This window comes from Streptomyces sp. NPDC050508, assembly GCF_040655155.1.
Taxonomy (GTDB): Bacteria; Actinomycetota; Actinomycetes; order Streptomycetales; family Streptomycetaceae; genus Streptomyces.
In genome coordinates this window covers 435228-449026 of sequence record NZ_JBFAJJ010000002.1, presented here as the reverse complement: position 1 = coordinate 449026, position 13799 = coordinate 435228, and the positions used below count along the sequence as shown (strand labels likewise).

Genomic DNA, 13799 nt, shown 5'->3' with positions numbered 1-13799 from the left:
CGGCGATACCAGCCGCTCCGCGTTCGACCGGCTGTCCGGCGCCGGGCGGGACCCCGACGCGCTCCGGCGCCAGCAACTGCTGCGCGTCGGCGGTCGCAGCGTCGCCTGGGTGCCGCCGCTGCTGGTGCTCGTCACCATCCTGCTCGTCGACTGGTACACCAGCGGTGAGTTCCGGACCGTCTCGTGGATCGTCCTCGTGCCCGGTATCGCCGCGGCGATCTGCGGGGTGCGGGGCACCGCCGTGTTCGCGGTCCTCGGCCTGGCCACCTACGCCCTCGCCGACCACGCCTGGCCGCGCCAGTACCAGACCGGCCTGCCCGACTTCATCCTCGTCGGCGTCGGCGGTGTCCTAGCCGTACTGGCCTGCGCCGTCCGGGTGCGCGGCGAGCGCCGCATGCTGCACATGCGGGACGTCGCCGAGACCACCCGCCGCACCCTGCTGCGCCCGCTGCCGCCGGGCTGGGGCGGCCTCGACCACGCGGCCGTCTACCTCGCCGCCGACGCCGTCGCCCGCGTCGGCGGCGACTTCTACGACATCCAGCCCGGCCTGCACGGCACCCGCGCCCTCGTCGGCGACGTCCAGGGCAAGGGCCTCGGCGCGGTGGAGGCGGCGGCCGCGCTGCTCGGCACGTTCCGCGAGGCCGGGTACCACGAACCGGACCTTGCGACGGTCGCCGCCCGGCTGGAGATCCGGATGCTGCGCCACGGCAGGCATCTCGCCGCCCTCGGCCGCGAGGACGTCGACCGTTTCGCCACGGCCGTCCTGCTGAGCTTCCCGGCCGCCGACCCCGGCACGGTCGAGGTCGTCAACTTCGGTCACGAACCCCCGCTGGTGGTCGGCCCGTCCGGCGTACGGTCCCTGCCGCCCGGACACGGACTCCCGGTCGGGCTGGGCGAGTTGGCGGGCATGGACGGTCCGCCGCCGACGATCCGCATCACCCTCGCGCCCGGCGAGACCCTTCTCGTGGTCACCGACGGAGTGACCGAGGCACGAGACAGCGCGGGCGTCTTCTATCCGCTCAAGTCCCGTGTCGCCGAGGGCGTTTCGGCCGATCCGCGCCTCGCCGACCCGGACCGTCTCGTCGCCTACGTCCGCGACGGCACCCTGGCCCACTGCGGCGGACACCTCGCCGACGACACCACGATCTTCGCGGTACGGCGGTCCTGACATCACCCTTTGCAGCAGCAGAGGTTGGGCAGAGGTTACGGTGCTGCGGTACGAAGTGATCGACGTGATCGACGTGATCGACGTATTCGCTGTGATCGACGGTTCGGGGGAGGGTGTATGCCTGGGACGGTGTTGCTGCTCGCGGCCTCGCCGGTGGGCAAGGGGCGTCTGGTGGACGCGGCGTCCGTGCTCCCGGTCCTCGCGGCCGTCGCCCCGGCCGTGCTGTCCGGCACGGAGACCGCCAACGTTGTCGAACTCGCCGACCCGTTGGAGCCGCAGGCGGTGCTCACCCGGTTGCGGGCCGCCGCCACCGCCCCCGGCCCGCTGACCGTGTTCGTCACCGGCCAGCTCCAACTCGACCGGAAACAGCACCTTCCGCACCTCGCGCTGGCCCGCACGACTTCGGCGACCGTCCGCTACACCGGGTTCCCCTGGGCCTGGGTCCGCGAGGAACTGCGGTTGCGCGCACCGGGCACGACGACGCTGCTGCTCGACCTGCACGCCGACGCGGAGACCTGGCAGTGGCTGCGGGCCCGTCCGCTCGACTCGGGCCGCGCGAACGCGGTTTACGGTCGCATCGCACCGCCTCCTTCTCGGCGGGTGGTGGCTGTGCCGTCGTACATGAAGGCGGTGGCGACGATTCTGCGGAGCGGGTGGCGTCCGCCGGTGGAGCAGTTGCATCAGCAGGCGTTGGGGAGGTTGGGGGCGGAGGGGTATGCGGACGTCGTGCTTGCGGCGCCGGGGGTTGTCGGGGCCGGCGTCCCTGGGGGCTCCGCCCCCAGACCCCCATCGGCCCTGAAGGGGCCTCGTCCTCAGACTCCCCCAGAGGGGGGACCCCCAGACGGGCTGGATGATGCCGGCCGGAGCCAGAAGAGTGACAGCGACCCCCACACCGCCATCACCGACGCAGTCCAATCCGGGCGCCACACCGCCGCCGACGCCCTCGCCGCCGAGCACGAGCAGGCCGCCGTACGGGCACACGGCCGGGGTTCCGAAGAAGCGCTGCACTGGACCGAAGTCCGGGCCGATCTCGCGATGTTGGCCGGAGATCCGGTGCGCAGTTGCCGGGCCTGGCTCGCGGTGGCTGCCGCGCGGCTGGCGGCGGGACAGCCACCCGGTACACCTGCCGTCGAGGCGGCCGTGGACCGGGCCCACCACCAGTGGGGGCAGATCCGCGAACCGGCCCCCGCCCGCGAACTCGGCCTCGCGCTCGCCGAGTTGAGGAGCCGTGTCCCAGGTCGCCGCGCGGGCGCCCTGGACCACGTAAGGAAGCAGCTGCTGCAACTCCAGGCGCAGAGCTAGTCACTTCACGGTCAGCATCTCCAACGCGCCCGAGACCAGGGTCCGTACACCCGGTACGACCGTCACCAGGTCCGGTGCGAAGTTCGGACTGTGGTTGCTGGGGACCGCGTGGAACTTCTCCATCAGGTCCGTGCCGGGGGCCGCGTCCCACACGTCCGCCGAGGTGCTCGTCACGAACCAGTAGGAGTACGGCACCCCGTCCGGGACCAGGAGGGGGAAGTCCTCGCTGCCCGTCGCCGGGCCGGGGTCGAAGACCGTGCCCGCGCCGAGGACCTCGGTGTGCACGGCGGCGACTCGGCGGTCGGTGTCGGCGTCGTTGACCATCGTGGGGAGGCTGACGCCGATGGTCACCTCGGGCTCGGTCGGGCAGCCCGCGGCGAGGCACTCGCCGGACGCGATGCGGCGGATCGCGGCGATCATCCGGTCCCGTACGTCGGTGGACTGGGTGCGCAGGTTGAGGGAGATCCGGGCCGTGGTCGGGATGATGTTGTGCCGGGTGCCCGCCTCGATACGGCCCACCGTGAGGACGGCGGAGTCACGGGCCGCGATCTCCCGGGAGACGATCGTCTGAAGGCGGGTCACCAGGTACGCGGCCGTGACGACCGGGTCGACCGTCGTCTCGGGGCGGGAGCCGTGGCCGCCGCGGCCGTGGACGACGATGTCGATATCGGTGGTGGCCGACATGATCAGGCCGGGTGAGTGCGGGTAGAACCCGGCGGGTCCCGGTGCCGCGTGCTGGGCGAGCAGTACGTCCGGGCGGGGGACGCGCTCGTACAGGCCGTCGGCCACCATCGCCGCCGCGCCCGCGCCCGTCTCCTCCGCGGGCTGCCCCACCAGGACCAGCGTCCCCGACCAGGTGTCCCGCCCGGCGGCCAGCGCCCGGGCCGCACCCGCCAGCCAGGTCACGTGCAGGTCGTGCCCGCAGGCGTGCATCACGCCGGGGACCGAGGACTCGTACGACAGGCCTGTCTCCTCCTGTACCGGCAGTGCGTCCATGTCGGCGCGCAGCAGCACGGTCGGGCCGTCGCCGTTGCGGAGCACTCCGGCGACGCCGGTGCCGCCGATGCCCTCGACGGTGTCGTAGCCCGCCTCGGTGAGGCGTTCGGTGAGCTTCGTGGCCGTGCGGTGCTCCTGTGCGGACAGCTCGGGGTGGCGGTGCAGGTCCCGGTAGAAGTCCTCCAGGTCGGGGACGGGGAGGTCTGCGGTGAGGTCGAGTGCGGTGCGCGCGGCGGCGGAAGAGGTCACGAACGCAGCGTATGCGGGCCGGATGTGGATGTGCGTGCGGGAGCCCCGGCGGGACAGGGGGGATGTCCCGCCGGGGCGGCAAGGGGTGGGCGCCGTCGGCTACTTGGTGCCCTGCTCGATCGCCAGGCGCAGGATGTTCGCGATCGCCTGGAGGGTGTCGAAGTGGTAGCGGCCGATGTTCGGGGTCGCCGCCGTGTGCTGGTTGTCGAGGCGGTTCTGGAGGTTGTTGCCGAGGGTCTGCCAGTTGTGGATCAGGCCGTCGTCGTCGTGGTCGAACTGGTAGCCCGTGCTCGACCCGATGTTGGCCTCGATCCGGTCCGAGATCGCGTTGAAGCGGGCGCCCTCGGAGATCGCCTCGACGTAGAACATCAGCGCACCGGCCCGCTGGGCGCCCGTGGAGTTGGCGGCGCCGGGCCAGTGGTTCAGGGTCGCGTCGCTGAAACGCGGATCTCCGGGTGCTCGCTGCTGCTGATGTTGACGGTGAAGTAGTTGTTCCGCTCGTCGTTGCTGACCGCCTGCCTGCTCGCAGGGCGAGGGCGGGACTGCTCACGATCGGGCTCCAGTCGTTCGGTGTGGGGGATGACACGGTCCAGGTTTCCGACCGGCGTATTGATTGGCACGCCCCTCTCACCAGGGCAATCAATCCCGTTTCGGGGACGAGGGCCGGTTTGCGTCACCCAGCCGTCACCTCGTTGCCACGCGGCCGTTTCCTCGCCATCCGTATGGTCATCGCTCCTGATGTCGCTTTCGCGAGGTGTACGGAGGTACGCGCATGGGCCGTCCCGAGCGACCGGTCGACCCGCGGGCCGGTGCCGTGCAGGGGCTCGCGCACGCGTTGCGGGAGCTGCGCCGCACCGCGGGCAGCCCCTCGTACCGGACGATGGCCAAGGCGGCGGGCTTCTCGGCGACCACCCTGTCCCAGGCCGCGGCCGGCGAACGGCTGCCGACGCTCGCCGTGGTCGAGGGATACGTACGGGCGTGTGACGGCGACCCGGCCGAGTGGGGCCCGCGCTGGAAGGAGGCCGAGGCGGAGGCGGGCCGGGTGCTCGCGGCGGAACCCGAGGACGGTGGCCCGGCGCCGTATCGCGGGCTGGCCCGGTTCGAGCCGGACGACCGGCACCTCTTCTTCGGCCGGGACCAGATGGTCGCCGAGGTCGCCGCGCTGGTCTGCGACCACCGGTTCGCGGTGCTGTTCGGCCCCTCGGGCAGCGGCAAGTCGTCCCTGCTGCGGGCCGGGCTGATCGCGCGATTGCAGGAGGAGATCGCGGCCGACGGCTGCGCGGCGAGGCTGCGCATCCTCACGCCGGGCGCGACGCCCGCGACGACGTACGGGCACCTGCTCACCCCCGCTCCCGACGAGCCGGAGAGCTGGGTGGTGGTGGACCAGTTCGAGGAGGTCTTCACCCTCTGCCGGGACGCACGCGAACGGTCCCGTTTCATCGACCTGCTTCTGGCGGCCCGCTCCCCGGACACCCGACTGCGGGTGCTGGTCTCCGTCCGCGCCGACTTCTACGCCCGCTGTGCCGAGCACCGCGACCTGGCCGACGCCCTGCGGGGCGCCGCGCTGCTGCTCGGTCCGATGCGGGCGGAGGAGCTGCGGGAGGCGGTGGTGGGCCCGGCGCAGGCGGCCGGCTGCCTGGTCGAGCGCGCCCTGACCGCTCGCCTCGTGGAGGAGGTCCTCGGCGAACCCGGCGGCCTGCCGATGCTCTCCCACGTCCTGCTGGAGACCTGGCGGCGTCGCAGGGGCAGGATGCTCACCCTCGCCGGATACGAGGCGGCCGGCGGAGTGCGCGGTGCCATCGCGGCGACGGCGGAGGAGGTGTACGGCGGCCTGTCCCCGGAGGAAGCCGTCGCCGCCCGCCACCTGCTCCTGCGCATGGTCGTACCGGGCCAGGGCACGCCCGACACCCGCCGCCCCCTCACCCGCGCCGAACTGGCGGAATGGGGAAACCCCGCGGTGCCGGTGGTGCTGGAACGCCTGACCCGGGCCAGGCTGCTGACGGCCGACGAGGACGGCGTGCAGCTGGCCCACGAGGCCCTCATCACCTGCTGGCCCCGTCTCCACGACTGGATCGAGCGGGACCGCGAACGGCTCCGCCATCACCGGATGCTGACGGACGCGGCGCGCACGTGGCTGGAGCACGACCGGGATCCCGGGGCGTTGTATCGGGGGACGCGGTTGGCTCGGGCGGAGGAGTTGTTCGCCGAGGAGGTGGGGGGCCGGGTGGGCGGTCACGCCGCGGGGCGTGCGGATGCCCCCACCCCCGACCTCGCCCTGACCACCCCCGAGAGCGCCTTCCTCGCCGCCGCCCTCGACGCCCGCGCCGCCGAGCGACGAACCGCCGCCCGGATCAGCCGCAGACACCGCATCCTGACCGCGTCCCTGTCCGCCGTCCTGGTCGTCGCGGTGCTGACGGCCGTCGCCGTCTGCCACGAGCGGGACGACAACCAGCGGCAGCGCACCCAGACCGCCGCCCGCCGGGTCGCCGACGTGGCCGACGCGCTGCGCACCACCGACCCGCGCACCGCGCTCCAACTCGGCGTCGCCGCCTGGCGCACAGCCCAGTTGCCCGAGACCCGTCGCGCCCTGCTCGGCTCCCTCGCGCAGGCGGAGACGGACACTTTCACCGATCCCACGCCCGGTGAGGAGACCCGGCGCGTCCTCGCCGACGACGGCCGCACCCTGCTCAGTGCGAACGGCCGCGCCTGGCGCACCTGGGACGTGACCACCCACCGCGCCACCGGCTCGGGCCGGGTGCCGACCGGCACGGTGACCGAGGTCGGCACCTCCGCGCACGTCCTGGGAGTCACCGAGGGCAATGACGGTCTCCGGCTGTGGGACACGGCCACCGGCCGCTGGACCGGCGGGCCCGCGCCGCACGACGTCGGTGACGTCCACTTCACCGCCGACGGCCGCTCCCTCCTCTCCACCGAGGGCGACCACGTGCGGCTGCGCTCCCTGGCCGACGGCCGCGTCACGTTCGAGGCGCGGGCGGCCGACGCGGCACTCACCGCGGTCAGCGCGGACGGCCGTACGGCAGCAGCCTGCTCCGGCAGGACCCTGAACCTGTGGAACACGTCCAACTCCAGCCCCTTGAGCGGGACTTGGCAGCAGGACCGCACCGTCTGCGCCGCCGACGCCCCCTTCCTCGCCCTCACCGGCGACCGTCTCGCCGCCGCCACCGGCACCGGACTGCGCATCTGGAACACCGCGACGGGCCGCACGGCCGCCGACCTCTACGACACCGGTGTGCAGTACGCGTCCTTCAGCCCGGACGGCACCTTCATGGCGACGGCGGACGGTTCGGAACTCCGCGTCTGGCGGCTCTCGGACCCCGGCGCCCCCGTCTTCCGCCACGACCTCAACAACCAGCACCTCTACGGCGGCCTCGTCTGGGACCACGACGGCCGGACCCTGCGCTATCTGGAGAGCGGCACCGTCCACACCCTCGACCTGGGCGCCTCGGTCACCTCCCACTGGCGGCCCACCGCCCTGAACGACGTCCGGTTCAGTCCCGACGGCCGCACCTACGCCACCACACAGCGCACCGGCGGTCACTATCTCTTCCGCCTCTACGACACCTCCACCGGCCGGGCCCTGCACACCTTCCCGCCGGTCCCCGTCCCCGTCTCCGCCGACCCCGCCCTCCCCACCGTCCCCGCCGACACCCTCCCCCTGATGGCCTTCGGCCTGGACGGCACCCGGTTCACGTACGGCGTCTCGGCGCCCGGCCGGGAGGCGGTGGCGCAGCCGTTCAGGGTGTGGGACGTGACGCACGGGAGATCCCTCGCCGCGCTGGACCTGCCCGGCGCGGCGGTCATCTCCCTCGCCCTCGGCCCGAACGCCGGCCACACCCTCCACGCGGTCCGTGACACCTCCATCGGTCAACTCGCCGACGAGACATGGGACTTCGCGCGCCGGCACAGGACCTCCGTGCTGACCGGCGTGACCGGCTCCCACCTCGCCGTCCGCCCGGACGGCACGCTGCTGGTCGGCGAGGGGCGAGTGGCCGTGCTGCCCTCGGGCCGGTCCACCGGGCGCGACCTCGTGCAGGGCGGCGAGATCGGGGCCATGGCCTTCACCGCCGACGGCTCCACACTGGCGGTCGGCGACCAGACGGGCCGGGTCGACCTGTGGGACGGGGACAGGGGTGAGGGCGGAACTCCCGGCCACCGCGAGGGCATCCTGCGCAACGTCTTCCCCACCCCCACCGGCACCACCCCGGAGGGCGTCGCCGCCCTCGCCTTCAGCCCCGACGGCCGCACCCTGGCCGTCGCCGGCGACGCCGGGAGCCTGCAACTCTGGGACGTGGCCACCCAACAGCCCCTCGGCAGCCCGCTGACCACCCCCGGCGAGGCCCTCACCTCGCTCGCCTTCAGCCCCGACGGCACCACGGTGTACGCGGGCAGCGCACACGTCCCGCTCCAGCGCTACGCGGTGGACCCGGGCCGGGCGCGGACGCGGGTCTGCGCGAGGACGGGGAACGCGGAGCTGACGCGGGCGCAGTGGCGGACGTACGTGCCGGACGCGCCGTATCGCCGTATCTGCTGAAGTCCCGTATGCCGACAGGTGCTCTTCACCCGTACGGACCAGCTCACGCGGCCACGCCCGCACGGCGCTGCTCCACTGATGAATAACAACAAGGGGGCCGGTAGTACCCACTAGGACCCACCGAAGGAAGTGCCGCCCATGGCCACCACCCTCGCCATCAACTTCACCCAGGGGCTGAACGACGCCTGGTCGAAGGTCGCGCAGTTCGTGCCGAAGCTCGTCGGCTTCCTGGTCATCCTCGCCATCGGCTGGTTCGTGTCGAAGATGATCGCCCGTGTCCTGGACCGGGTGCTGCGCAAGGTCGGCTCGGAGAAACTCTCCGAACGGGCCGGTACGGAACGGTACTTGCGGGACTCCAAGTACGACATGACCGGCATCGTCTGCAAGATCGTGTACTACGCGCTGATGCTGATCACCCTGCAGCTCGCGCTCGGCGTCTTCGGCGCCAACCCGGTGAGCACGATGATCAACGGCATCGTCGCCTGGCTCCCGCGCGGCATCGTCGCGGTCGTCCTGGTGGTCGTCGCGATGGCCATCGCCAACGCGGTCCGCGGGATCGTCGGCAGCGCCCTGTCGTCGATGTCGTACGGCAAGATGCTCGCGACCATCGTCTGGGCCTGCATCATGGCGCTCGGCGTGATCGCCGCGCTGGGCCAGGCGGGCATCGCGACGTCGGTCACCCAGCCGGTGCTGTACGCGGCCCTCGCGACCGCGGCGGGCATCATGATCGTCGGCGTCGGCGGCGGCATGATCGCCCCGATGCGTCAGCGCATGGAGCGCATGCTGATGGCGGCGGAGCGCGAGACCACGAACGCCAAGGGCAGCCTCACCGCGTACCAGGCGGGCCGCGAGGACGCGATGACCAACCAGCCGGTGCGCGAGCGCATGGACATGGGCACGGACATGCGGCGCGACGACATGCCGGGTTCGTCCGGCATGTAAGGCGGTAACCGCAGGTGAGGTGGGTGATCCGGAGTTGATTCGCCCCTGGGGCGGGACTGTCCGATCAACTCCCCGGCGATGACGATCGGAGGCGTCGCCACCCGTCGCGGGTGGTGGCGCCGACCGACGTATCGACGAGGAGAACGACCATGAAGGTGTTCCCGCGAGGCCGCCGACGCATGGCTCTGCTGGCGCCCGCTCTCGCCCTGGTGCTCATCCCCTTCTCCACGGGGACGGCCAGTGCCAACTCAAGCCCCGGCTGGGGCGACGACAAGCCGGACGTGCTCGCGAGCTGCAACCACGACAGCGGCAGCCGCAAGCCCGACTCGTGCCAGTACCACGAGGTCAACGCCTGGACCGCGCTCGGCAAGCGGCACCAGGCCAGCAACGTGGTCGCGAACTGCGCGGGCACCGACAACGGCACGTACGCCGTGAACTACAGCTACTCGACGAACACCTCGTACTCCTACGAGCAGGAGCAGAGCATCGAGGTCAGCGTGGGACTGTCGGACACCTTCGAGGAGGGCATGAAGGCCAGCTCCACGACCTCCGAGACCTGGACCCTCGGCAACACCCGCACCGCGGCCAGCACCATCACCAACACGATCCGCCCCGGCTACAAGGGCGCGTACTGGTTCGCGCCGTACGTCCGCCACTCGGTGGGCTGGCTGGAGGTCCACTACGGCAAGCGGGTCGACGGCCACTACTACTGGTACTACCCGGGCCAGGGTTCCTCGGGCATCCACATCGACACACCTGTCGCATGGTCGGACGGCTCACTGAAGGGGGAGCTCTACTGGGCCGTGTGGAAGTGCTGAACCCGCACTACTCGGTGAACCGGACGGGGCCCGGCCGCGTTGGCCGGGCTCGCGTTGGCCCTGGCTACCATGCGGTGTGACCGAGCGTGCCGTTTACAACCGTCTGCGTGAGCTGCGCGAGCACTTCATGCCGCCGCCGGGCCTCACGTACCCGGAGATCAGCGACGGGATGTTGGTCATGACGATGAGCCCGTGCAGCCGGCACGAGGTCACGGTTGCGGACGTGCGTGATCAACTCGTTCCGCAGCTCCCGGACGGTGTCGGTGCCTTCGAGGCCGCCGACATTGGCAGCGAAGTCCTCGGCAAGCTCCGTGTCCCCGACATTGTCGTCACCACGGGCGAGGCCACCATGCCCCTGCTGGCCGTCGAGGTCGTCTTCCCGTCGAGCCCCGGCACCGACTACGAGGACAAGAGCCGCGACTACCCAGCCATGGGCATCCCCCACTACCTGATCGTCGACCCGCGCGACGGCACGTGGACCTACCAGTGGGAGATCGGCGGGTGGCGCGGTTCCCCGGAGTACGAGAACCGTCTGCACCTGCCGTACGGGAACACCGTCACCATCGCGGGACGGTGGCAGGTCGAGACCGGTGGTCTGCCGCTCTACCCGTGCACGGACACGATGCTTCCGCCCGAGTGAGACACCGGCGGGTGGTCCGCCGCCTTGGCCGGGCTTGCCGCTGCCGCGCCGATCAGGGCGGCTACGGCGATGACGGCGGCGCAGAATCCTCTGACGTAACGCGCGGACATACCTACCTCGCAACGACAGTGACAGCGACAACGACGGCGACGACAGCGATGAGTTAAGCACGCTTAATGCGTGCCTAACCTAGAGGGTCGGACCGCGCAACGGGAAGGGCCTCAGGGGGAGTTGAGTCACCGGAAACTCTTTTTCAGTCACCTCGGCGCTGCTCCGGCAGGAGTCCGTGCCGGTGCACCAGCCAGCTGATGGCGGTCAGCCTGCACACCGCGTAGTCGTGCCCCACCGGCTCCCGCCAGTCCAGCTCCGCGAGCGCGTCCAGGAAGCCGAGCGCGTAGTCCGTGAGATCGGCGTGGTCCGGGGGCGGGGGAGTCAGGCCCGGCCCGCCGGCCGCGAGGCGTTCCCGCAGCTCGGCCACGTGCTGGTCCACGGCGGCCATGAAGGCGGGCTCGAACGCGAACTCCGCGAAGCGCGGCGCGTACGAGTCGCTGATCTTGGCCAAAGGGGACATTTCTCCACGGTACGGCACGTGCGTGGTGGAGAGTTCGTGATTCTCATCACCGGGGCGGGGCCGAGTGGTTACTCTCGGCGACAGGCCGTAACTACTCGGAGGTGACTGTCGCATGGTCCACGTTCGCCAACTCGACCCGAGCGCATCCCCGTTGGACTACTTCGGCTACGAATGCCGTCGGTTGAGGGAAGCGGCGGGCCTCACGCTGGAGGGCCTCGGCAAGATCCTCTACTGCACCGGCTCGCTCATCGGGCAGATCGAGACGGCGCAGAAGGTCCCGACCCGGAACTTCGCCGAACGCCTCGACGCCGCGTTCATGACGGACGGGTCCTTCACACGCATGATCGGCATGGTTCTGCGGAGCCAACTCCCCAACTGGTTCCAGGCGTACGCGGACATGGAGGCGAAGGCTGCGTACATCTCGACGTATCAGTGCCAGTTGGTCTACGGCCTTCTCCAGACGCCGGAGTACGCGGCGGCGCTGCTGGCCGTCGACGAGCCGGACAAGGTCGAGGAATCGGTCGCGGCGCGCATGGAACGGCAGCGGATCCTGGAAAAGAAGCAGCCGCCTGCGGTGTGGGTCATCCTGGACGAATCCGTGCTGTTCCGGATGGTCGGCGATCGTAAGGTCATGCACAAGCAACTCGGCCATCTAGTGAGCTTCCGGGACAACCCCTGGGTGAACATCCAGGTGCTGCCGTTCTCCGTGGGTGCGCACACCGGAATGATGGGCTCCTTCAACCTCCTGCGCTTCGACGACGACCCGGACATCCACTACTCCGAGGGCTACGACCAGGGGCACATGACTGCCAACCCGGACGTCATCAAGGAGCGCTCGGTCGGATACGCTCGCTTGCAGGCGGGGGCCCTTTCTGTAGGCGACTCCGCCGACTTGATCGCGCGCGTGATGGAGGAACGTTATGGAGACCGGGCGACAGACGACGACGTGGCGTAAGTCCAGTTACAGCGGTACCAATGGCGGTGATTGTGTCGAGGTCGCCGACCTCGTCCCCTCCATCGCCGTCCGCGACTCCAAGAACCCCGGCGGAGCCGTCCTGACCGTCTCCCGCGCCCGCTTCGAGGACTTCATCAACTCCCTCTCCGTGTAACTGAGTTACCGGCCAGTCTGTAACTCGGCTTACTGGCATGATTAATGCATGGTGAGACGGGACGACCCGGAAGTCATCGGGCGCAGAGTGCAGCAGTTGCGGCACGAACGTGGGCTGACTCAGCGGCAGTTGGCCGAGCCCGCCTACACGCCCGCGTACATCTCCACTCTTGAGGCCGGCCGGGTCCGCCCCTCCGACGACGCGCTGCGGCACCTCGCGGACCGACTCGGTGTCGCCTACGACGAGTTGGCGACCGGCCGCCCCGCCCACCTCGCCACCGAGCTGCGCCTACGGCTGACCGGTGCCCAACGCACCCTGGCGACAGGGGAGTCGGAGGAAGCCGCCGAGCTGTACGCCGAGCTCCTGGAGGAAGCGGAGTCGCACGGGCTGGCCGACGAGGAGGCCATCGCGCTGCTCGGACTCGGCGAGTGCGGCCTCGACACCGGTGATCTCTCCGCCGCCACCCTGTACTTCGAGCGCGCCGAGCAACGGCTGGCCGACGAACCCCTCCCCTCCCGCGTCCCCGCCATCCGCGGCCGTGCCGTCGCGCACTACCTCACCGGTGAACTCCGTTACGCCGTCTATCTGTTGGAGTCGACGCTCGATGAGCTGAACCGTGGCGGCCTGCACGACCCCGACGCGCTGCTCCTCCTCTACGCGAGTGCGATAGGGCCGTACATGGACATGGGCGCGCACGCGCGGGCAGCCCAGGCGGCCGAGTTGGCGCTCGCGCTCGCGCCGCAGGTCGCGGACCCGGCGCTGCTCGCCCGGATGCACCGGTCGGTGGCGCGGACGCTGATAGCGGAGGGCAAGGTCGCGGAGGCGGACGCCTCGCTCGCGAAGGCCGCCGATCTGTACCGGCAACTCCAGTTCCGTACCGAACTCGCCAACTGCCACTGGATGCGCGGCTACGTCTACGCCCAGGACGGCGAACTGGAGCGCGCCGAGGTCGAGTTGAGGCAGGCGCTGGCCATGCTGACGGCGAAGCGTGCGGCGCTGTACAGCAGCCAGGTCGCCGTGGAACTGGCCGACGTACTGCACAAACGCGGCAAGTCCGACGAGGCCGCCGCCCTCCTCCACGACGTCCTCAGCGACCTCAGCTCCGAACGCGGCGCCCTGCACTCCGCCGCCGCCCACCGCCTCCTCGGCATCATCGCCGAGGACTCCCGCGACACGGACGCGGCCGAGGAGCACTACGTCCGCGCCCTCAGTCTGCTGGAACGCGCGGGCGCGGCCGGTGACCTGGCCGACCTGTGCCGGATGCTCGGCGATCTGCTGCGCCGTACCGGACGGGTGGAGGCGGCCCTCGACGCGTATCGCACGGGTCTCGGGCACCGCACCGCTCCCGGCACGACGACCCTGGGCCCGGCCCCCGCACAGCCTCCTCTTTGACAAATCGGGGATACCGCACAGCGCCGACGGTTACCGTGCGACGTACGAGTCGTAGTCGTA

The 13799-nt window shown here is 71.1% G+C and carries 13 protein-coding genes; 9 read left to right on the top strand and 4 right to left on the bottom strand.

All coding sequences use genetic code 11. The features are described 5' to 3' along the window. Positions 1-31 precede the first annotated feature (31 nt). Both AB0I69_RS07200 and AB0I69_RS07195 read left to right on the top strand, forming a co-directional pair. Complete coding sequence (locus AB0I69_RS07200) at positions 32-1168, top strand: PP2C family protein-serine/threonine phosphatase (RefSeq protein ID WP_363095022.1); 1137 nt, start codon at positions 32-34, stop codon at positions 1166-1168. Between the two features lie 117 nt (positions 1169-1285). Continuing rightward, positions 1286-2470, top strand: coding sequence for a hypothetical protein (locus AB0I69_RS07195; RefSeq protein ID WP_363094567.1), 1185 nt, complete (start codon positions 1286-1288; stop codon positions 2468-2470). On the opposite strand, the gene AB0I69_RS07190 is transcribed toward AB0I69_RS07195, so the two are convergent. The 3 genes from AB0I69_RS07190 to AB0I69_RS07180 all read right to left on the bottom strand — a co-directional run bounded on the left by AB0I69_RS07190 (position 2471) and on the right by AB0I69_RS07180 (position 4335). After that, positions 2471-3715 (bottom strand): amidohydrolase, encoded by a 1245-nt coding sequence (locus AB0I69_RS07190; RefSeq protein ID WP_363094566.1) that lies wholly within the window; start codon positions 3713-3715, stop codon positions 2471-2473. A 99-nt stretch (positions 3716-3814) separates the two neighbouring features. Continuing rightward, the gene (locus AB0I69_RS07185) at positions 3815-4141 is read right to left on the bottom strand and encodes a ribosome-inactivating family protein (RefSeq protein WP_363095021.1); all 327 of its coding nucleotides are present in this window, start codon (positions 4139-4141) and stop codon (positions 3815-3817) included. After that, positions 4138-4335 carry a hypothetical protein gene (locus tag AB0I69_RS07180; protein ID WP_363094565.1) on the bottom strand — a complete coding sequence of 66 codons (198 nt, stop codon included), beginning with the start codon at positions 4333-4335 and terminating at the stop codon, positions 4138-4140. The genes AB0I69_RS07185 and AB0I69_RS07180 overlap by 4 nt, the downstream gene beginning before the upstream one ends. 152 nt (positions 4336-4487) lie before the next feature. Here AB0I69_RS07180 and AB0I69_RS07175 point away from each other — a divergent pair, with 152 nt between their 5' ends. From AB0I69_RS07175 to AB0I69_RS07160, 4 genes are all read left to right on the top strand, one after another. Continuing rightward, positions 4488-8267 (top strand): hypothetical protein, encoded by a 3780-nt coding sequence (locus AB0I69_RS07175; RefSeq protein ID WP_363094564.1) that lies wholly within the window; start codon positions 4488-4490, stop codon positions 8265-8267. 138 nt (positions 8268-8405) lie between these two features. Continuing rightward, the gene (locus AB0I69_RS07170) at positions 8406-9209 is read left to right on the top strand and encodes a hypothetical protein (RefSeq protein WP_363094563.1); all 804 of its coding nucleotides are present in this window, start codon (positions 8406-8408) and stop codon (positions 9207-9209) included. Between the two features lie 149 nt (positions 9210-9358). Beyond that, positions 9359-10027: a hypothetical protein gene (locus AB0I69_RS07165; protein WP_363094562.1), complete on the top strand. Its 669-nt coding sequence runs from the start codon at positions 9359-9361 to the stop codon at positions 10025-10027. A gap of 76 nt (positions 10028-10103) precedes the next feature. Continuing rightward, positions 10104-10667, top strand: coding sequence for a Uma2 family endonuclease (locus AB0I69_RS07160; RefSeq protein WP_363094561.1), 564 nt, complete (start codon positions 10104-10106; stop codon positions 10665-10667). Positions 10668-10920: 253 nt separating this feature from the next. On the opposite strand, the gene AB0I69_RS07155 is transcribed toward AB0I69_RS07160, so the two are convergent. Beyond that, a complete protein-coding gene (locus AB0I69_RS07155) occupies positions 10921-11238 on the bottom strand; it encodes a DUF6401 family natural product biosynthesis protein (RefSeq protein ID WP_363094560.1) in 318 nt (105 codons plus the stop codon). Between the two features lie 112 nt (positions 11239-11350). On the opposite strand from AB0I69_RS07155, the gene AB0I69_RS07150 reads away from it, so the two are divergent. Genes AB0I69_RS07150 through AB0I69_RS07140 form a run of 3 tightly spaced genes read left to right on the top strand, consistent with a single transcriptional unit; the run spans position 11351 to position 13739 of the window. Further along, positions 11351-12193, top strand: a complete 843-nt coding sequence (locus AB0I69_RS07150) for a helix-turn-helix transcriptional regulator (protein ID WP_363094558.1) — start codon at positions 11351-11353, stop codon at positions 12191-12193. After that, a complete protein-coding gene (locus AB0I69_RS07145; RefSeq protein WP_363094557.1) occupies positions 12159-12347 on the top strand; it encodes a DUF397 domain-containing protein in 189 nt (62 codons plus the stop codon). The genes AB0I69_RS07150 and AB0I69_RS07145 overlap by 35 nt, the downstream gene beginning before the upstream one ends. 48 nt (positions 12348-12395) lie before the next feature. Beyond that, on the top strand, positions 12396-13739 hold the full coding sequence (locus AB0I69_RS07140; RefSeq protein WP_363094556.1) for a tetratricopeptide repeat protein: 1344 nt from the start codon (positions 12396-12398) through the stop codon (positions 13737-13739). Positions 13740-13799 lie beyond the last annotated feature (60 nt).